This is a genomic window from Methylobacterium tarhaniae, assembly GCF_001043955.1.
Classification (GTDB): Bacteria; Pseudomonadota; Alphaproteobacteria; order Rhizobiales; family Beijerinckiaceae; genus Methylobacterium; species Methylobacterium tarhaniae.
On the sequence record NZ_LABZ01000228.1, the window covers coordinates 1 to 19,074 of the forward strand.

The window sequence follows — 19,074 nt, forward strand, 5'->3', positions numbered from 1 at the left end:
ATAGGCGTATTGCGCGCCGCCAACCAGGTGGCCGGCGGCGCGCAATACGCCTATGGCCGTGCCCGCGACCGGGCCGAGGACGTCATCGACGACGGCCGCCACATTGCCCACACGGCCCGCGAGCGGGCCGAGGATCTGGCCCACACGGCCCGCGGCTATGCCGAGGACATCACCCACACGGCGCGTGAGCGGGCCGACCACGTGATCCGGGACGGACGCCACGTCGCCCGCGAGGCGCGCCGCCGCGGCGAATCCTACGGCCGGCAGGCCCTGGCCTATGCCGATGGGCACCGCACCAACACCGTGCTCGGCATCGCCGCCCTCGCCTTCGCGGCAGGCTGGCTCCTGCGCCGCAAGCGCTGAGCTCCGCGTCGAGTCCGGATGGACTCCCGACACAGGGTTCGCCGGAGCCCTCGCCGCTCCGGCGAACGCACGATACCGAGATCACTCGTCGCCGTGAGGCGACGAGTGATTCATTTCCGGATCTTTTCCCGCCGGCTGACGTTATCGACGTAAGACAAGTTTAACCGCCACAGGGAAACACAATCATGCTGCGCAAGATCTTCATGTTATTCGTCCTGCCGAAGCTGATCGCACGTCTCAACCGCCGCAGCGACCGCCCGCGGCATAGCCGGACGTACTGATCCGGGACTGCGACGAAAGCGGGGGCACCCGCAGGAATCGACAGGGCAACGAAGCCCGTCGGGGCGCGGGCCAGCCCAGAGGCCGGGCGGGCGAACCAACCGGCGCCCCGGCGGTTGAGACGGCATGTCCTCACAACCCCTCGCCCCCGCCCGCTCCCTGCCGCCCGCCGCGGCCCTCGCCCTCGCGGGGACCGCTCTCCTCGCCGCGGGCGCCGTCGAGAACGGGCGCCGCGCCCGCGCGGCGGAACGGGCGACGCCGCCGGTCGGGCGCTTCGTCGAGGTCGGCGGCACCAGGCTGCACGTGCTGGAGCGCGGACGCGGCCCGGCGCTCGTGCTGCTGCACGGCAATGGCAGCCTGATCCAGGACTGGCTCGTCAGCGGCCTCGTCGACCGGGCGGCGCGGACGCACCGGGTCGTCGCGATCGACCGGCCCGGCTTCGGCTACAGCGACAGACCGCGCAGCCGAATCTGGACGCCGGCGATGCAGGCCGGGTTGATCCGCGGCGCCCTGCACAGCCTCGGCGTGGACGAGGCGACGGTGCTCGGCCATTCCTGGGGGGCGCAGGTGGCCATCGCGCTCGCCGTGCAGGATCCGGCCCGGGTGCGGGCCCTGATCCTCGAATCCGGCTACTACTTCCCCTCGCCCCGGATCGACAGCCTGCTCTTCGCCCCACAGGGGCTGCCGGGCCTCGGCGACCTCATCAGCCACACCGTCGCACCGGTGGCGAGCCGCCTGCTCTGGCCGCGCATCCTGGACCGCCTGTTCGGGCCGAGCCCGGTGCCCGAGCGCTTCGCCCGCGACTTCCCGGTCGAGATGGTGCTGCGGCCCTCGCAGCTGCGCAGCGCCGCGGCCGAATCGGTGCTGATGGTGCCGGACGCCTTCGCGCTCCGCCCGCATTACGAGAGCTTGCGCATGCCGGTGACGATCCTGTCCGGTACGGGCGACCGGCTCTTGAGCCACGCCGACCAGGCGGTGGCGCTCCACCGGCAGATCCCCGGCAGCCGCCTCGTCGCGGTCGAGGGCGCCGGCCACATGCTGCACCAGATCGCCCCCGACCGGGTGCTCGCCGCGCTCGACGAGTCCTGCGAGCGGCCCCGGACGCTGTGACGCTTCGGCGGTTCGCAGACGGCCCCGGTCTCGGCTAGAGGAAGAGCGACGGCTGCCGGCCCCGTGCCGGCGGCACCCTCTTTCAGTCCGGATCTTGCGACGTGACGATCCTGAAACGCGCGCGGCGCCTCGCCAAGACGGGACGCCGGTGGTTCGTGCCTCCCCCCGGCCCGGTCGCCTGGGGCCGGCTCTACAATGGCGGCATCCTCATAGCCCTGAACCCGGAGGCGGAGGCCGACGGGGTCGGGCTCACCCTGGCGCAGGGCGGCGAGCGCGAGCACGAGTTGCCGATCGAGCGCCGCTTCGTCGAGAACGGCACGACCTACCTGCACGCCGCCCTCGATCCGGCGCTGCTCGCCACCCCCGCGGGCCTGCGGCTGACGGTGACCGAGCCGGGCCGCGCCGACCAGCAGCGGATCGCGGTCGGGCCGGGGCACCACACGCTCCACCTCGACGGCGTCGTCGCCGGCGTGCTCGACGGCTGGGTCTCGTCGTTGTCCTCCGACCCGCTCCCGACGGTCCATCTCGTCGTCGACGGGCTGGAGGGCGAGGCGGTCCGTCCCGGGATCTACCGGCCGGAGCTGCGCTTCGGCAGCCGCGAGGGCGGCTGGAACGGCTTTCGCCTGCCCCTGCCCGCCTGGGCCCTCGACGGGCAGCCCCACACGATCGCCGTGCGCGCCGGGGACACCGTGGTGAGCCTCGGCCCTTACGCCCCGCGGCTGCGCTCGAGCCTCCATGTCGAAGCGCCGAGCCGCGTCACCGGCTGGGTGTTCGACGCCGCCGGGCCCGACCGGCCGGGCCGCGTGCGGGCGGTCCGCAACGGCGAGGACGTGGCCGAGGTCGAGACCCATCCGCGGCCCGACATCCGCGAGCAGTTCGGCCGCCACTCGGCCGCCTTCGCCTTCCCGGCGGGCGCGCTCAAGCCGGGCACCGACCTCGCGGTCGGCCCCGTGGGCGCGGGCGAGGTGATCGGCCATCTGCGCGGCACCATCGAGCTTGCCCGGGCCGAGGCGCGGGCGCTCCTCGTGACCAGCGAGCCGGCGACGACGCGCCAGGAGCGTCGCGCCGTGCGTGACCGTCTCGTGGCGGCCATCCGGCCCGGCGGCGGGGCGCGCCTCGTCCTCTCCGAGCCGGCCGTGCCGGAGATGCTGCCGGAGAGCGGCCGCACGCCGCCCCCGGCCTGCGCGATCGTGCCGGTCTATAACGGGCTCGCCGACCTGAAGGCCTGCCTCGCCTCGCTGCTGCCGCAGCTCGCCCCCGGGCGGGTGCGGGCGCTGGTGGTCGACGACGCCTCGCCCGATCCCGACGTCACCCGCTATCTCGACGCCCTCGCGGCCGAGCAGCATCCGGGCCTGACGGTCCTGCGCAACCGGGAGAATCTCGGCTTCATCGGCACGGTGAATGGCGGCCTCGCGCTCCTGGAGCCGGGCGAGGATTGCATCCTCGTCAATGCCGACACGGTGCTGGCGCCGCGGGCGCTGGAGAAGCTGGCCCGGGCCTGCCACCGCGGCCCCGGCATCGCGAGCGCCACGCCGCTCTCGAACAACGCCACGATCCTGGGCTTCCCCGGCATGCCGGAGGCGCAAGGGCCGCTCCTTGGCCTCGGGCCGGAGGCGATCGACGCCGCCCTCGAGGCGGCCTCGCCCCAGCCGGTGACGATCCCGACGGGAGTCGGCTTCTGCCTCTACCTGAACCGGCAGGCCCTCGACGAGGTCGGCGGCCTCTCGCCCGAATGGGGACGGGGCTATTGCGAGGAGGTCGATTGGTGCCTCACGGCCCGGGACCTCGGCTGGATCCACGTCGCCGCCACGGACACCTATGTCGAGCACGAGGGCTCGGTCTCGTTCGGCAAGAGCGAGCGGCTGGCGATCCTGGAGCGCAACCACGCCCGGCTCGTCGCCCTCTATCCGGAGTACCAGGACGAGATCGACGCCTTCATCGGCGCCGATCCGCTGGGAGCCCTGCGGCTCACCGTCCTCGCCACGCTGCTCGCCCGTCACTTCAAGCGCCTGACCCTGCATGTCGCCCACGGGTTCGGCGGCGGCGCGACGCGCTACATCGACCAGGTCCGCGGACTCGACCGGGGGAAGGACCATGAGATCGGCCAGCTGGCGCCGGTCGGCGGGCGCCTGCGCCTGTCCCTCGACGCCGCCGGCGCCACCGTGGACCTGCGGCCGGACGAGCTGTTCAGCCTGCTCGACGCGCTGGAGGCGGCGGGACTCGCCATCGACCTCCACCTCAACGCCCGCTTCGGCTACGCATCGGCCTTCCTCGACCGGCTGCTCGCGGGCCGCTGGCCCTACGTGGTCATGCTGCACGACTTCCAGTGGTACTGTCCGAAGGTCCACCTGGTCGACGGGCGCAACTTCTACTGCGAGGAGCCCCCGGCCGACATCTGCCGGCACTGCACGGTGGGTGGCGTCTTCTACGATTACGCCGACCAGAACGCCCTGATGGGCGGCGGCCTCGACGGCTGGCTGGCGACGAACGAGCGCATCCTGCGCGGGGCCCGGCGCCTAGTGGCACCCTCCCACGACACCGCCGAGCGCTACGCCCGCCGCCTCGGCCTCACCGGCATCGCGGTGGTGCCGCATCCCGAGGCGGCACCGCCCGCGCCCGCGCGGGCGCGGCGGGAGCGCACCGGCGCGGTGCGCGTCGCCCTCGTCGGCGGCATCGGCGCCCACAAGGGATTCGAGCTGATGGTGGCGCTCGCCGAGCGTGCGGCGCGGGAGCGGCGGCCGATCGCCTTCACGGTGATCGGCAACGTCGCCGACCGGCGACGGGTCGAGGGCCTCGGCAACCTGACGGTGACGGGCACCTACGATCCGGAGGACCTGCCGAGGCTGCTGGCCGAGGCCGATCCGGACTACGTGTTCCTGTCGAGCGTCTGGCCCGAGACCTATTCCTACGTCCTGTCGGAGGTGTGGGCCGCGGGCTACCCGGTCGTCACCTTCGACATCGGCGCCCCGGCGGAGCGCATCCGGGCCGTGGGCGGCGGGATCCTGCTCCCATTCAGCCGCGACACCGGGCTCCTGCTCGACGCGTTGTTGGCGGCCCGCGACCAGCTGGCGACGCTCGCGATCCCGGCCCTGCCCGAAACAGCGCCGAGCCTCGCAGCCTATGAGGCGGCGATCGAGGCGGGTCGCAGCACGGAGGGCCCGGGTCTCTGATATCGCCGCGCCTTCACATCGGTGCGTGAGCGCCTTCGGACGAGCCCGTTCGAAGGCGCGGCGGTATGACACGGGGACGTTCGACTCCCGCCCGCCGGATCGCCTCGGCGCGACGGCGGATCCCGGACGTCCTCGTCACGCACTCAGGCGCTTGATCGGCGAGGGATCGGCCGCCACGAGAGTGCGGGCCATGGCCTCGGTCTCGGCGTCGAGGATCGCCTGGGCGATCCGGCTGACGAGGTCGCAGCTCGCCGCGTCGAGCGCGGCGTCGTCCCCGGCCTGGGCGGCCACGGCCAGCGCCGAGCCCTCCTGCATCACGATGGCGCGGGCGGTGCGGACCGCGTCCGCGACGGTTTCGTAGGGGCGGGGCATCGACCAACTCCACAGATGGCCCAGCGCCGCAGCCGCGGTCGGACGATGCCGCAGGTCTGCCGCCGGGTCATCGAAACTGCCCGGGCGGGGAAACCGTTCCAGGGGTGCGGCGTCCCGGCCCAGGCGCGACGGCGCGGATCGCCGACGACCCGGTCACGGATAGCCCATGGCCGCCAGGGTCGCGCCGTCGCTGCCGATGTCGTCGGGGCCGGTCATGCCGAGCAGCTCGATCAGGCGGCCGCGCGCCCGGCTGACCCGGCTCTTGATCGTGCCGACGGCGACGCCGCAGATCTCGGCGGCCTCCTCGTAGGTGAAGTTCTGGGCCCCCACCAGCACCAGCGCCTCGCGCTGGTTCGCCGGCAGGGTGCTCAGGGCCGTCTGGAAGGCCGAGAGCTCCACCCGCGCCTCCTGGTCCGGCAGCGCCGTGAGGCGGCCGGCCATCACCCCGTCGGCATCCTCGACCTCGCGCCGGCGCTTGCGCTGCTCGGAATAGAACAGGTTGCGCAGGATGGTGAACAGCCAGGCGTAGAGGTTGGTGCCCGGGGTGAAGCTGTCCGCCTTGGTCCAGGCCCGCACCAGGGTTTCCTGAACGAGGTCGTCGCTGCGGTCGAGGTCGCGGGTCAGCGAGAAGGCGAAGGCACGCAGAGCCGGGATCGCGCCGAGGAGGAGCGCGCGCATCTCGGGATCGACGGAGTGTGTCACGGCGTTCATCGTGCATCCTCCTGCCCGGGATCGTCGGCCAGGGATCCGGTTAAGGATCCGGTCAAGGATCCGGCCGCCGGCGGGAGGCCCGCATCGAGCCCGGCGATGAGCGCCGCGAATCGATCGGGCACCGGGGCGCTGAGAAGGTCGGCGTAGTGGGCGCGCAACGCCCGGCCGAGGCGCCGCCGGGTGCCGGCGTCGAGTTCCCCGGATCCGGTTCCCCGGACCGTCCGCGCCGGCGGGCGCCCCCGGGATCGTGGCTCGGGTCCGGCCGGAGCGTCGGTGTCGGTCTCGTCGTCGCGCATCGCCGCTTCGCCTCGCGGCCGCCGGGGCTGCGCGCCCGGGCGAGGCGGGATGCCTGCCGGGGCCGCGGCGCGCCGATCAAGAGCCGCCTCGTGCTTCGTTCGGCGCCGCAATAAAGCCGTGGATTTTAATGCGGTCTGAAAATGATATTCAGCGAATTTTAATCCAAGCTTGACCGAACACCGCCAGCTTGACTATCCGACCACAAGAAATTCAAGCCTGACAATGCGGCTCCGATACGGCCGAGGTCTAGGGCTCACGCGCGGGCGCCCGCCCCCAAGCGGCCCGCTCCGTCCCCGTTCCCTGTGAGCGAGGGGGCAAGAGCGCGGGGCAAGAGCGCAGGGCAAGAGCGCGGGGCAAGAACGAACGGGTTTGCCGCAGGCTCGGGCGCGCATCCCCACGCGGGTGTGACCTGAGCGCGCTTGTCCGGCGAGCCGCAGGACCTAACCTAGGGGCTTCAATCGCTCCAGCGGGAATGACGCCTTGAACCCGAAGTCGCTTCGTGCGCCCGCCGCCACCGCGGCCATCCTGACGCTCCTGGCGGTGACGCCGGCTCTCGCCCAGCGGGACGATCAGGGCCTGCAGATGAATTGTGCCGGCGACTACTTCAAGCTCTGCGCCGGGGCCGATCCAGACAGCCCGGAGGTGGAGCGCTGCTTCGCGCGCAACCGCGCGAAGCTCTCGCCCCAGTGCCGGGCGGCGATCACCGCCTACGACCGCAAGAGCGGCGGCCGAGGCTCCGCAGAGCAGTAGGTGCGGAAGGGGACGCAAGGTCCCCGCATCACGATCCTCGGTCGAGCCGCAGGATGCGGCAGGGATCGCCGGCCCGGGCGGCCGGCGCGTGGGGGGCGCGGATCAGCAGCGCCTCGGACCGGGCGAGCACCGAGAGCATCGAGGAATCCTGTCGCTCGGCCGGGTGGACCACCGGCAGCCGGTCCGGCGCGGTGTCGAGGGCGGCGCGCATGTAGTCCTGGCGGCCGTCATTGGCCGGCAGGTCGCGCCCGAGCAGGCCCGGCTCGCTGCGGTCGGCCCCCGCCTCCGGGTCGCCGAGAAGCGCCCGGATCAGCGGGTGGACGAAGAGCAGCCCGCACACCACCGACGAGACCGGGTTGCCGGGCAGGCCCAGAACCGCCATCGACCCGAGGCGACCATGCATCAGCGGCTTGCCGGGCCGGAGCGCGACGCGCCAGAAGCCGAGATCGAGCCCCTGCCGGGCGAGGGCCGACTGGACGAGGTCGTGATCGCCGACCGAGGCGCCGCCGAGCGTCACCAGGAGATCGGCCTTCGCGTCGCGGGCGCGGGTGATCGCCGCCTCGAGATCGGCGAAGGTGTCGCCGGCGATGCCGAGATCGATCGCCTCGGCCCCGGCGGCCTGTGCCATCGCCGCCAGCGCCAGCCCGTTCGAGGCGACGATCTGGTCCCATTCCGCCGGCTCGCCCGGCGGCACCAACTCGTCGCCGGTGGCGAGCACCGCGACGCGGGGCCGGCGCCGGACGCGCAAGGTGGGATGTCCCCCCGCGGCGGCGAGCGCCACCCGCCAGCCGTCGAGGCGCTCGCCGGCACTCAGCAGCCGGTCGCCCTCGCGGAAATCGAGCCCGCTGCCGCGGATATGGCGACCGGCCGGGTTGCCGGCCCGCGCCAGCACCGTGTTGCCCTGGGCTTCCGTGTCCTCCTGGATCACCACCGTGTCGGCGCCGTCCGGCAGCGGCGCGCCGGTGAAGATGCGGATCGCCTCGCCCGGGCCCACCGGGCCGCGGGCACCGTGGCCCGCCGCGCTGGTGGCGGTGACGGTGAGCCGCACCGGCGCCTCGGGAGACGCCCCGGCGACATCGGCGGCGCGCACGGCGTAGCCGTCCATGGCCGAGGTCGCGAAGGGCGGCTGGGTGCGCAGGGCCTGCACATCCTCGGCGAGGGTGCGGCCGGCGGCGGCGGTGATCGCGACGGATTCGGCCTCGACCGGGCGGGCATCGGCGAGGATGCGCGCCAGCGCCTCGGCGACGGGAAGGAGCGCGCTCACGCGCCGACCTCCCGGCCGGCAGACACCTCCCACACGCCGGAGCGGCCGCCGCTCTTGTGCAGCAGCCGCACGCCCTCGACCCGCATGCCCCGGTCGGCCGCCTTGACCATGTCGTAGACCGTGAGGCACGCCACCGAGACGGCGGTCAGCGCCTCCATCTCGACCCCGGTCGGCCCCTGCACCCGCACCTCGGCGGTGACGCGGATGCCCGGCAGGCTCTCGTCGGGCTCGCACTCGACCCTCACCTTCGTGAGCAGCAGCGGGTGGCAGAGCGGGATCAGCTCGTGGGTGCGCTTGGCCGCCATGATGCCGGCGAGCCGCGCGGTGCCGAGCACGTCGCCCTTCTTGGCGTCGCCCTCGCGGATCAGCCGCAGGGTCTCGGGCTGCATCACCACCAGGCCCTCGGCGCGGGCGGCCCGGTCGGTCGCGGCCTTGTCGGTGACGTCGACCATGTTGGCGGCGCCGGCGGCGTCGAGATGGGTCAGGGTCGGCATGGCCTGCTCCGGGTGAACTACCCCGCGCTTAGCACGGGGCGAGCCGGCCCCGCCACGGCCTCACCGGGTCAGAGCCGTGCTCTCGGCCTCGCTGAACACGCGCGAGCGCAGGAGGAAGCGCTGCCCGGAGCCGTTCTCCAGCGAGAACATGCCGCCGCGGCCCGGAACCACGTCGATGATGAGCTGGGTGTGCTTCCAGACCTCGTATTGCGGGCCGCTGATGTAGAACTCCGCCCCGCCGATCGCGCCCAGATGCACATCGCCATCGCCGATGAGAAAATCGCCGACCGGGTAGCACATCGGCGCCGAGCCGTCGCAGCAGCCGCCGGATTGGTGGAACATTACCGGGCCGTGGTCGGTCCGCAACTGCTCGATCAGCGCGAGGGCTGCATGCGTCGCGGTCACACGGGGAACGGGACCATCGCCCCAAACGTGATCCATCATGAACTCCTGACATCGTGGCGAATGAAGGCTGCCGAGGGCACCGCCCGATCGCGTTGCACTCGGGCGGTGCCCTCGGTCGTTGATTTTGCCGCATTTTCTGCGACGAACCGGTACCCGCTTCGTCGGACCACGCTCTACCTGCATCGCAGATTGAAGAGGGCGTCGTTCCTCTTCATGACCTGCAGGAGGGTCAATCGGCAATTATGTTTCGGCGATGCAATTCTGATCGATGTGCCAGCTTCCATGCGATGCTCCTCACCATCCAGCCGCACATATACGAAGAACTTATCGGCTCTATAGACGACCTTCGTAAGCGTGAGAATGACGCCGTCACTCAGGAGGCTCTCGCTTGATCCTTCCGACAATGGAATATCCTTATTATCTGGATTAATGATTGTCTCTCGGCCGGGATGCCTGTCGGATGCAGCGGATCCATTGATGTTTTCGGGTCGATTGATTGTGTCTGCTATCATCGCACCGAACTTGATGGTGCATTCAAGTTGCATTTTAGACAGTTCAAGACCTTCCTTGGTAAGCTCTTTTTGCAGGAATGCCGAGAACCCTTCAGCCTTGTTTTCGATGTATTTTGTCCCGCCGCCGACACTGGCACCCGGGATTCGACCCAGTATCGCCGCCAAATTTGCATCCGCAGAGAATTCGACGCCGCTCCTTTTGGTGTTGATGAAGCATGCTTGTTTCATGACCTCAAATAGTTGGGCGACAATTTTTTCTTTTTCTTTGCTCATGCAAAAAGCTTCGCTTGGATAAAAATCAAAAGCGATAAAAATCAAAAAACCTGTTGTATAAAATTTCGGTATCATTGAAATCTCCTCACAAATGTTCAGAATTGAACCAAAGACGCTACTGTGAGGATATTGATTTATAACGGACAATGTATCAAGCGGAAGTCCGAGCATGCCGACGGCCGGAACAAAAGGCCCCGGCCGCGAGGCCGGGGCAAGGCTCCTCTCGAGAGGATTGCGTCGTCAGAAGAACCCGAGCTTCTTGGCCGAGTAGCTGACCAGCAGGTTCTTGGTCTGCTGGTAGTGGTCGAGCATCATCTTGTGGGTCTCGCGGCCGATGCCGGATTGCTTGTAGCCACCGAAGGCGGCGTGGGCCGGGTAGGCGTGATAGCAGTTGGTCCAGACGCGGCCGGCCTGGATCGCCCGGCCGAAGCGGTAGGCGCGGGTGCCGTCGCGGGTCCATACGCCGGCGCCGAGGCCGTAGAGGGTGTCGTTGGCGATCGAGAGCGCCTCGGCATCGTCCTTGAAGGTCGTGACCGACAGGACGGGCCCGAAGATCTCCTCCCGGAAGATGCGCATCTTGTTGTGGCCGCGGAACACCGTCGGCTGCATGTAGTAGCCGCCGGCGAACTCACCCTCCTTCACGGCGCGCGCGCCGCCGGTCAGACACTCGGCGCCTTCCTGCTTGCCGATATCGACGTAGCTCAGGATCTTCTCCAGCTGCTCGGAGGAGGCCTGGGCGCCGATCATCGTGGCGGGATCGAGCGGCGAGCCTTGGGCAATCGCCTCGACGCGCTGGATCGCCCGCTCCATGAAGCGGTCGTAGATCGATTCGTGCACCAGGGCCCGGCTCGGGCAGGTGCAGACCTCGCCCTGGTTGAGGGCGAACATGGTGAAGCCCTCGAGCGCCTTGTCGAGGAAGTCGTCGTCTTCCGCCGCGACGTCCGAGAAGAAGATGTTCGGCGACTTGCCGCCCAGCTCCAGCGTGACCGGAATCAGGTTCTGCGAGGCGTATTGCATGATGAGGCGGCCGGTGGTCGTCTCACCCGTGAAGGCGATCTTGGCGATGCGCGGCGACGAGGCGAGGGGCTTGCCGGCCTCCAGCCCGAAGCCGTTGACGATGTTGAGCACGCCCGGCGGCAGCAGGTCGCCGATGAGTTCGGCCAGCAGCAGCACCGAGGCCGGGGTCTGCTCGGCGGGCTTGAGCACCACGCAATTGCCGGCGGCCAGCGCCGGCGCCAGCTTCCAGACCGCCATCAGGATCGGGAAGTTCCACGGGATGATCTGGCCGACGACGCCGAGCGGCTCGTGGAAGTGATACGCCACGGTGTCGTGGTCGATCTCGGAGAGCGAGCCCTCCTGCGCCCGGACGCAGCCGGCGAAGTAGCGGAAATGGTCGATGGCCAGCGGGATGTCGGCGTGGGTGGTCTCGCGGATCGGCTTGCCGTTGTCCCAGGTCTCGGCGAGCGCGATCAGGTCGAGATTGTCCTCCATCCGGTCGGCGATCTTGAGCAGGATGCGGGCGCGCTCGGCCGGCGCGGTCCGGCCCCAGGCCTCCTTGGCGGCGTGGGCGGCGTCGAGCGCCCGCTCGATGTCCTGCGCGTCCGAGCGCGCCACCTCGCAGATCACGCCGCCGGTGATCGGCGAAGTATTCTCGAAGTAGCGGCCCGCCACCGGGGCGACCCACTGACCGCCGATGAAGTTGTCGTAGCGGGCCGAGAACGGGGACTTGGTCTTGGCCTCGGCGAAGAGTTCCGGCTTGTTCATGCGTTCCTCCCATTCACCCCGTGACGGGGTGTGGTGGACATTCCTCGGCAGCCGGCGTGCCAGCCGGGCCCCGGCCGCGCCGCGCCCGTCTCGGGGTCGCATCAAACCGTTGATCACGCTGCATTTTCTCGGCCGCCTGGCCACGCCTTCGACCAAAATCCGGCCCTGTCCGGCCCCATCCATCCTGGACCGCGCACGCGACACCTGCGACACCTGTCGCAAACTGCGACAGCCCGCCCTCGCGGCGGCGACTTCAAGGGCGACTTGGGAGGGCGACATGGGAGGAGGCCGCGCATGCAGAGCCGCGTGACCACGCCCCGCACCTTGCTGGCCGCGCGGCGGCAAGCCTTCGGGCCGGGGATGGCGGAGCCGCCGCCGCCGATCCTGCGCTCCTGGGAGCGCTGCGCCGCCCTCGGGCTCGATTTCGGGCAGCGCCCCCGGGTCGAGCCGCTGGGCAGCGCCGAGATGCGTGCCGCCTTCGACCGCAGCGAGGCCCTGCGCCAGACCTGCCGGCCCGAGATCGAGGCCCTGCACGCCGAGGCGCAGGCGACCGGCAGCCTGGTGATCCTCACCGACGCCGACGGGCTGATCCTCGACACCCTCGGCAGCGATGCGTTCGCCGGCCGCGCCGCGCAGGTGGCCCTGCGCCCCGGCGTGCCCTGGAGCGAGAGCCTGACCGGCACCAACGCCATCGGCACCGCCCTCGTCGAGCGCCGCCCGGCCGAGGTGCGGGGGGCCGAGCATTACTTCGAGCCGCACCGGATCCTGAGCTGCGCGGCGATGCCGATCCTCGGCGCGGATGGCACGGTGCTCGGCGTCCTCGACCTGACGGGACCGGCGGCGATCCACCAGGGCCACGCCCTCGGGCTCGTCGGGCTCGCGGTCGCCGCCATCGAGCACCGCCTCCTCGACACGGTGCCGACGGGCTGCGAGGTGCTGCGGCTGCACCGCGATGCGGGGCTCCTCGGCACCCCACGCGAGGGGGTTCTGGTCTTCGAGGGCCGCCGCCTCGTCGGCGCCAACCGGCACGGGCTGGCGCTGCTCGGCCTTAGCTGGGGCGATCTCGGCACCGAGCAGGCCGGCGGCCATGGCGGCGACACCGCGCCCGGCCCCCTCTCCTTGCGGGACGCGACCGGGGCGCCGCTCTACGGCCGCCTCCAGGGGGTGCCGGCCCGGCGCCGATCCACGGTCGAGACCGCGCGGCAGAATCCTGCGGCTCTGATCCCCGAGGGCCCGATCCTCGATCCCGCCACCGAAAAGCTCCTCGCCCGGGCCGTGCGGCTGATCGATGCCGGCATCCCCGTGGTGGTCGAGGGCGAGACCGGCACCGGCAAGGAGGTCTTCGCCCGCGCCGCCCACGCGGCCTGTGCGCGGGCGCAAAAGCCGTTCGTGGCGGTGAACTGCGCGGCGCTCCCCGAGACGCTGATCGAGGCCGAGCTGTTCGGCTACGAGCCCGGCGCCTTCACCGGCGCGGCTCGCCACGGCGCCAAGGGTCTTTTGCGCCAGGCCGAGGGCGGCCTTCTGTTCCTCGACGAGATCGGCGACATGCCGCTGTCCCTGCAATCGCGGCTGCTGCGGGCGTTGCAGGAGCGCGAGGTTCTGCCCGTGGGTGGCACCCGCCCGATCCCGGTCGATTTCGCCCTGATCTGCGCCACCCACCGCGACCTGTCCCGCATGGTCGAGGAGGGCGCCTTCCGGGCCGACCTGTTCTACCGCATCGCCCCCTACCGGGTGCGGCTGGCACCCTTGCGCGAGCGGCCGGACCGCCTCGCCCTGGTGCGCGGCCTCTGGGCCCGATCGGACGGCCCGGCCCGCGGCGTGAGCCTGTCGCCCGATTGCGAGGCGGCACTCGCCGAGGCGGAGTGGCCCGGCAACCTGCGCCAGCTCGCGGCCTGCCTGAAGGCGCTGGCGGCGCTGGCGGAGGCGGGGGAAGTGCTGGGACCGGCGGACCTGCCCGAGGGGGTGGCCTGCCGCCCAGCGCCTGCGCCGGTCCCCCGGCGAGAGGAGGCCGGCCGACTCGACGTTCTGGCCCAGGATGCGATGCGGGCGGCTCTCGCGGCCCACGGCGGCAATGTCAGCCGGGCGGCACGGAGTCTCGGGATCAGCCGGAGTACGTTGTATCGGCGGTGTTTGACGGAGCGGGCGGGAGTGTAGCCTGGACCGCACTGCACGAGGGGCGGGCAAGGTCGAGCGCGACGGCACGGATGGCTGCTGGCACCCCGCTGTTTCCGCTTCGCGAGAGGGGGCCGCTTCTCGAAAGCGGTCGTCCGTGGAGCGCCCCGCACGCTTCCAGGCCTGGGGAAGCCGGCACCGTGAACGCTGATGGTCGCCGAGGCGGCGGATCCCCGGAAGCACGGTCTCTGCTTTCTCCCTTCGAACCGTTCCGTTCGCCCATGGAAGGCCAAGGCGCAGCCAAGGCCGCCTTGGCACCGGGTGCCTCATGCGCCGTCATCCGGCAATGAAGGCTGCGCACAGTACCACCGGTATCGCGCTTTCGCGTCTCTGACGCGGGAAGCTGAAGCAGATGATCCACCAGATCGCCTGCTGGCACTCGCCCGGGAGCACTCGGGCGACAACACTCGGGCGACCCGTCGCCGCTCGGGCGGCTTGCGAGCCATCGGCACTTGTCATGCACACCGTTTTCGAAAGCCCGTTCAAGGGCATCACCCTCGATCGCCTGGTCACCAACCCGAAGCGACGAGGCTCTCAAGGCTGCCATGCCTATCCTGACGAGCGGCGACGTTTCGGCGCTTCGTCGCCGCTGGCGGACGATGATCGACCCAGCGTCATAGCCAAGGCTTTCGACTCCCAGACTTCCGACGCCGGCTCTGCCCGCCCGCTCCCGAAACCCGGCGGGCAGGACACCGCCGATCTCAGCCGGTCAAACGGTCATGCGGCGAGGTTTCGGCCTACATCTGAGGATCCTCCGCCGCCTCCAGCCGCCCCGCCTCGATCGCTTCCAAAAACAGCCGGTGATCCTCCGCATTCCGCTCGCCATAGGCCCGCGCCCAATCGGCCAGGGCCTCGCGGAAATCGGCGTGGCGGTCGCGGCCGCAATAGCCGGCAATGGCCGCGGCGTCGCCGGTGCGGGCATGCGCCCGCGCCAGCAGCGCGCCATAGGCCCATGAGAAGTACACCAAGGGCTGCCCGCGCATGCAGCCGACCGGGATCTCGCCCTTCATGTTCTTCATCTGGCGGACGTAGAACGGACGATCGTCGATGGTGGTCCAGCCGAGGAGCGGGTCGCCGACCGCCTGGAGCAGGCGCTGGCCGTAGATCACCCGCTCGCCCTCGTGCGAGGCGTAGGGCTCGGGCATGCCGGCGACGTAAGGCGCGTGGGCGGGGCGGACCGCCTCCTTCACCTGGAGGAAGAGGACGTCCTGGTCCGAGTTGCCGCAGAGCAGGGCGACATAGGCCCGGGTGCCGACGCTGCCGACGCCGACGACCCGGTGGGCGACGTCGACGACGTGGTAGCGGCTCAGCATGAACCGGCGCTCCCGCGGCAGGGTCTCGGCATAACGCTCCAGGCCTGCGGTCACCGCCTCGCGGGTGTCGGCATCGACCCAGGTCAGGATCGGCGGGTCGTTGCGGAAGCGCCAGCCGCCATCGACCCGACGCTCGCCGACCCGGGCGAGCAGGCTCTTGTTGTGCCGCTTGCGCGCCTTCTCGACCGCGCGCTCCACCACCGCGCGCGACTCGTCGTCGATCACGATGCCGCTGAAATCCAGGTCCTCGGCCCGCGCGGCGCGGTGCCAGACGTCGAGCGGCCCCTGCGGCGCCAGCTCGGTCATGGTGTGCTGGTAGCCGTAGGCCGCGGCGATCACCGCCTCGCGCCGCTCGGCCCCCGGCACGTCGAGGTCGCGGGAGGCGACCTCGATGCTGGCGCACAGCCGCTTCAGGTCCCATTCCCACGGGCCGATCGTGACCTCGTCGAAATCGTTGAGGTCGAGCACGATGTCGCGCTGGGGCGTGCCGAACAGGCCGAAATTCGAGATGTGGGCGTCTCCGTTCATCACCACGTCGATGCCGCTCGTCGGCGTGCGGGCGAGGTCCCAGGCCATCACCGTGGCGGCGCCGCGCAGGAAGGCGAAGGGCGAGCTCGCCATCCGGGCGACGCGCAGGGGGATCAGCCGCTCCTGGCGCCCGGCTTGCGCCTCCTCGATCAGCCGGACCGGATCGGGCCGGTCGCCCGGTTCGGGCACCGGGCCGTGGCTGTCATGCGGGACCTTGGCGCGCAGGGCCTTGCCGGCGGCGCGGCGCTTCTCCCACGGCTCGCCGGGCCTGCGCAGGTCGATATGCGGAAAATCGGCCAGGGGCTCCAGCACGATGTCCTCGGCCGGCATCTCCGCCGAATCCTGCCCTGGACCCTGCACCGGGTCGCGGGCCGGCGCGGCCTCGTCGGCGGCGAGACCCTCGTGCGGTCTGTCGGGATTCGGTCTGTCCATGGGCACGGCTCGTCGGCAGCCCCGATCCGGGCTTGGGAATCAACCTTGGCCATGGACGATCGTTCCGGGCGCGGGATGAAGCTCGCGTCCGAAACGTGACATCCCTCAGCCCTGATGGTCGCGGGCCTCCTGGATCACGTGCAGGAACTCGGCCGCCAGCTCTCCGCGCCGGTCCGGGTGGTCGCAGGGTCGGCGCAGGATCAGCCGACCCTCCCGGGCGGTCACCTCGTCGCCAAGCGGCATCGCGGCCGGGGCGGAGCCGGGGCGGAAATCGACCGCGAGGCCCTGCGGCCCGCCGGTGAGCCGGGCGATCCCGAGGGAGAGGCAGACGACCCGCAGCTGCGCCAGCGTGAACAGGGCCCGCACGCCCGCGGGCAGCGGCCCGAACCGGTCCTCGACCTCGCCGCGCAGCGCCTCGACCTCCTCGGCGGTGCCCAGGCGCAGGAGGCGGGTATAGAGGCTCAGGCGGACCTCAGGCTCCGGCACGTAATCCTCCGGCACGTCGCCGGCGAGGCCGAGGCGGATCTCCGGCGCCCAATCCTCCGCCGGCTCGCCCTTGGCGGCGCGCAAGGCCAGCTGGAGCAGGTGCTGGTAGAGGCCGAGGCCGATCAGCTTGACGTGGCCCGCCTGGTTCTCGCCGACGAGGTCGCCGGCGCCGCGGAGATCCAGGTCGCGGGCGCTGATGGCGAAGCCCGCGCCGAGGCGGTCGAGGGCCTCCAGCGTGCGCAGGCGCTTCTCGGCCGCCGGGGCCAGGTCGCGGTCGGGGCGGGTCAGCAGGTAGGTGACGCCCCGGCGCTGGCCGCGGCCGACCCGGCCGCGGAGCTGGTGCAGCTGGGCGAGGCCGAAGCGCTCGGCATCGTGGACCAGCATGGTGTTGGCCCGCGGCACGTCGAGCCCGCTCTCGATGATCGAGGTGGCGAGCAGCACGTCGCCCTCGCCGTCGGCGAAGCGAACCATGACCTCGTCGAGCTCCGCCGGCTTCATCTCGCCATGGGCGACGACGGTGGCAAGCTCGGGCACCAGCCGCTTCAGGCGCTCGGCCATCGGGCCGATCTCCTCGATCCGCGGGCACACGACGAAGCTCTGGCCGCCGCGGCCCTTCTCGCGCATCAAAGCCGCCCGCACCGTGTCGTCGTGGAGCGGCGTCAGCAGCGTGCGGATCGGCTGGCGCACCGCCGGCGGGGTCGCGATGACGCTGAGCGACTTCAGGCCGACCAGCGCCGCTTGCAGGGTGCGGGGTATCGGCGTCGCGGTGAGCGTCAGCATGTGGGCGTCGCCCGCCATGCCGCGCAGCCGCTCCTTCAGGGCGGCGCCGAAGCGCTGCTCCTCGTCGATCACCACGAGGCCGAGTTCGGCGAAGGTGACCCCGCGCCCGGCGAGCGCGTGGGTGCCGACCACCAGGCGGATCGAACCGTCGGCGAGGCCCTGGCGCACGCGCCTGGCCTCCGCCGGCCCCTCGAGGCGCGAGAGCTGCGCCACGCCGATGCCGAAGCGGGAGAAGCGCCGCTCGAAGGTGCGCAGGTGCTGGCGCACCAGCACGGTCGTCGGGGCCACCACCGCGACCTGCTTGCCGGCCAGCAGCGCCGCCGCGGCGGCGCGCAGGGCCACCTCGGTCTTGCCGAAGCCGACGTCGCCGCAGACCAGCCGGTCCATCGGCCGCTCGCCGGCGAGATCCATGAGCGCCCCGTCGACGGCCTTCGCCTGGTCCGGGGTGAGCGGGAAGCCGAAGCCGGCGCCGAACCGCTCCATCTCGCGCTCCGGCGGCACCAGGGCCGGGGCCTTGGCCGCGCGGCGGGCCTCGGCGGCCTCCAGCATGGCCCGGGCGGCACGGGCGAGGCCCGCCTCGGTGGTGAGCCGCCGCTTCGCCCAGGTACCGCCTTCGAGCTTGTCGAGGGTGACGGCCTCCTCCTCCGAGCCGTAGCGCCAGATCCGGTCGGCCTGGTCCACCGGCACCATCAGGATCGCGTCGCCGGCAAAGCGCAGGCGCAGGGCCTCGGTGCTGCCGCCGTCTCCGGTGCCGATACGCTCCAGCCCCTCGAAAACGCACAGCCCGTGGTCGCGATCGACCGCGACGTCGCCGACGCGCAGATCGACCTCGCCCATCGGCAGGATCACCGGCTGGCCGGCGCTCGGGCGCGCCGACGAGCCGCCATAGAGGTCGGGGGCGGCGATCACCGTGACGCCGAGATCCGGCACCCGGAACCCGGCATCGAGGGGAGCGGGCAGGGCCACGATCTCGCCGGCCCTGGCGGCGACGGCCTCGGACCAGTCGGCGACCGGGCGGACGCTGCGCTCCGCCGCCCGCGCGGCCTGGCGCGACAGGCGCTTGAGCCCGGCGGCGTCCCCGCCGAGCACCACCCGCTCGCCGGCCTTCAGGCGCTCGCGCAGGTAGGCCGAGAAGGCGGCGCCTGGCCGGCGCTCGCGCAGGAAGACCGGCACCGCAATGGATTCCGTCTCCGCGTCGCTCGCGACCGCCACCTCGCGCGAGTCACGGGCCTTCCGCCACTCGGCGGGGGTGAGATAGAGCGGCACCGCCTCGCCGCGGGCGCCGGCCTCGCTCGCGCGTCCCTCGGCGATCTGCTCGAAGAAGGCCTCGGCGCGGGCCTCCGCCCCGGCCTCGACCACCAGGCGGGCCTCCGGCACGTAGTCGAGCAGGGTGACGAGCCGGCCGTAGAGGGTCGGGAGCTGATGCTCCTGGCCGGTGAAGGGCCGCAGGCGCACGGGCGAATCCGGGTCCAGGATCACCTCGGTCGCCGGGTCGACCACCAGGGTCTCGACCTCGTCGAGGGAGCGCTGCGACACCGGATCGTAGGTGCGGATCGCCGCGACCGTGCCGCCGGCATGCTCGATGCGGCAGGGCCGCGG

The 19,074-nt window shown here is 71.6% G+C and carries 15 protein-coding genes; 5 read left to right on the plus strand and 10 right to left on the minus strand.

The window, feature by feature from the left end:
* The 3 genes from VQ03_RS33980 to VQ03_RS26420 all read left to right on the plus strand — a co-directional run.
* Positions 1–363 (plus strand): general stress protein CsbD (locus VQ03_RS33980; protein ID WP_048453908.1); only part of this gene is annotated, 363 nt, incomplete at its 5' end.
* Positions 364–768: 405 nt separating this feature from the next.
* Positions 769–1,752, plus strand: coding sequence for an alpha/beta fold hydrolase (locus VQ03_RS26415; RefSeq protein ID WP_048453897.1), 984 nt, complete (start codon positions 769–771; stop codon positions 1,750–1,752).
* A gap of 101 nt (positions 1,753–1,853) precedes the next feature.
* Positions 1,854–4,922: a glycosyltransferase gene (locus tag VQ03_RS26420; protein WP_048453898.1), complete on the plus strand. Its 3,069-nt coding sequence runs from the start codon at positions 1,854–1,856 to the stop codon at positions 4,920–4,922.
* A 135-nt stretch (positions 4,923–5,057) separates the two neighbouring features.
* Here the strand turns inward: VQ03_RS26420 and VQ03_RS26425 are convergent, their stop codons facing one another.
* From VQ03_RS26425 to VQ03_RS35330, 3 genes are all read right to left on the minus strand, one after another.
* The gene (locus VQ03_RS26425) at positions 5,058–5,294 is read right to left on the minus strand and encodes a hypothetical protein (protein ID WP_048453899.1); all 237 of its coding nucleotides are present in this window, start codon (positions 5,292–5,294) and stop codon (positions 5,058–5,060) included.
* Between the two features lie 153 nt (positions 5,295–5,447).
* Complete coding sequence (locus VQ03_RS26430; RefSeq protein ID WP_048453900.1) at positions 5,448–6,005, minus strand: sigma-70 family RNA polymerase sigma factor; 558 nt, start codon at positions 6,003–6,005, stop codon at positions 5,448–5,450.
* Positions 6,002–6,301: a NepR family anti-sigma factor gene (locus VQ03_RS35330; protein ID WP_048453901.1), complete on the minus strand. Its 300-nt coding sequence runs from the start codon at positions 6,299–6,301 to the stop codon at positions 6,002–6,004. Before VQ03_RS35330 ends, VQ03_RS26430 begins: the two co-directional genes overlap by 4 nt.
* A 481-nt stretch (positions 6,302–6,782) precedes the next feature.
* Between VQ03_RS35330 and VQ03_RS26440 the strand changes: the two genes are divergently transcribed.
* Positions 6,783–7,052 (plus strand): hypothetical protein, encoded by a 270-nt coding sequence (locus tag VQ03_RS26440; protein ID WP_048453902.1) that lies wholly within the window; start codon positions 6,783–6,785, stop codon positions 7,050–7,052.
* Positions 7,053–7,080: 28 nt separating this feature from the next.
* Here VQ03_RS26440 and VQ03_RS26445 read toward each other — a convergent pair whose 3' ends face one another.
* The 5 genes from VQ03_RS26445 to adh form a co-directional block, all read right to left on the minus strand.
* Positions 7,081–8,316: a molybdopterin molybdotransferase MoeA gene (locus VQ03_RS26445; RefSeq protein ID WP_048453903.1), complete on the minus strand. Its 1,236-nt coding sequence runs from the start codon at positions 8,314–8,316 to the stop codon at positions 7,081–7,083.
* On the minus strand, positions 8,313–8,810 hold the full coding sequence (gene moaC / locus VQ03_RS26450; protein ID WP_048453904.1) for a cyclic pyranopterin monophosphate synthase MoaC: 498 nt from the start codon (positions 8,808–8,810) through the stop codon (positions 8,313–8,315). Before moaC ends, VQ03_RS26445 begins: the two co-directional genes overlap by 4 nt.
* A 60-nt stretch (positions 8,811–8,870) precedes the next feature.
* On the minus strand, positions 8,871–9,251 hold the full coding sequence (locus VQ03_RS26455) for a DUF779 domain-containing protein (RefSeq protein WP_048453909.1): 381 nt from the start codon (positions 9,249–9,251) through the stop codon (positions 8,871–8,873).
* Positions 9,252–9,388: 137 nt separating this feature from the next.
* Positions 9,389–10,075 (minus strand): hypothetical protein, encoded by a 687-nt coding sequence (locus VQ03_RS33370; protein ID WP_157064268.1) that lies wholly within the window; start codon positions 10,073–10,075, stop codon positions 9,389–9,391.
* 165 nt (positions 10,076–10,240) lie between these two features.
* Complete coding sequence (gene adh / locus VQ03_RS26460) at positions 10,241–11,764, minus strand: aldehyde dehydrogenase (RefSeq protein WP_048453905.1); 1,524 nt, start codon at positions 11,762–11,764, stop codon at positions 10,241–10,243.
* 294 nt (positions 11,765–12,058) lie between these two features.
* On the opposite strand from adh, the gene VQ03_RS26465 reads away from it, so the two are divergent.
* Complete coding sequence (locus VQ03_RS26465) at positions 12,059–13,918, plus strand: sigma-54-dependent Fis family transcriptional regulator (RefSeq protein ID WP_048453906.1); 1,860 nt, start codon at positions 12,059–12,061, stop codon at positions 13,916–13,918.
* Positions 13,919–14,673: 755 nt separating this feature from the next.
* Here VQ03_RS26465 and VQ03_RS26470 read toward each other — a convergent pair.
* Both VQ03_RS26470 and VQ03_RS26475 read right to left on the minus strand, forming a co-directional pair.
* Positions 14,674–16,107, minus strand: coding sequence for a DUF2252 domain-containing protein (locus VQ03_RS26470; protein ID WP_048453910.1), 1,434 nt, complete (start codon positions 16,105–16,107; stop codon positions 14,674–14,676).
* A 207-nt stretch (positions 16,108–16,314) separates the two neighbouring features.
* A partial coding sequence (locus VQ03_RS26475; RefSeq protein ID WP_048453907.1) for a helicase-related protein occupies positions 16,315–19,074 on the minus strand: 2,760 nt, incomplete at its 5' end.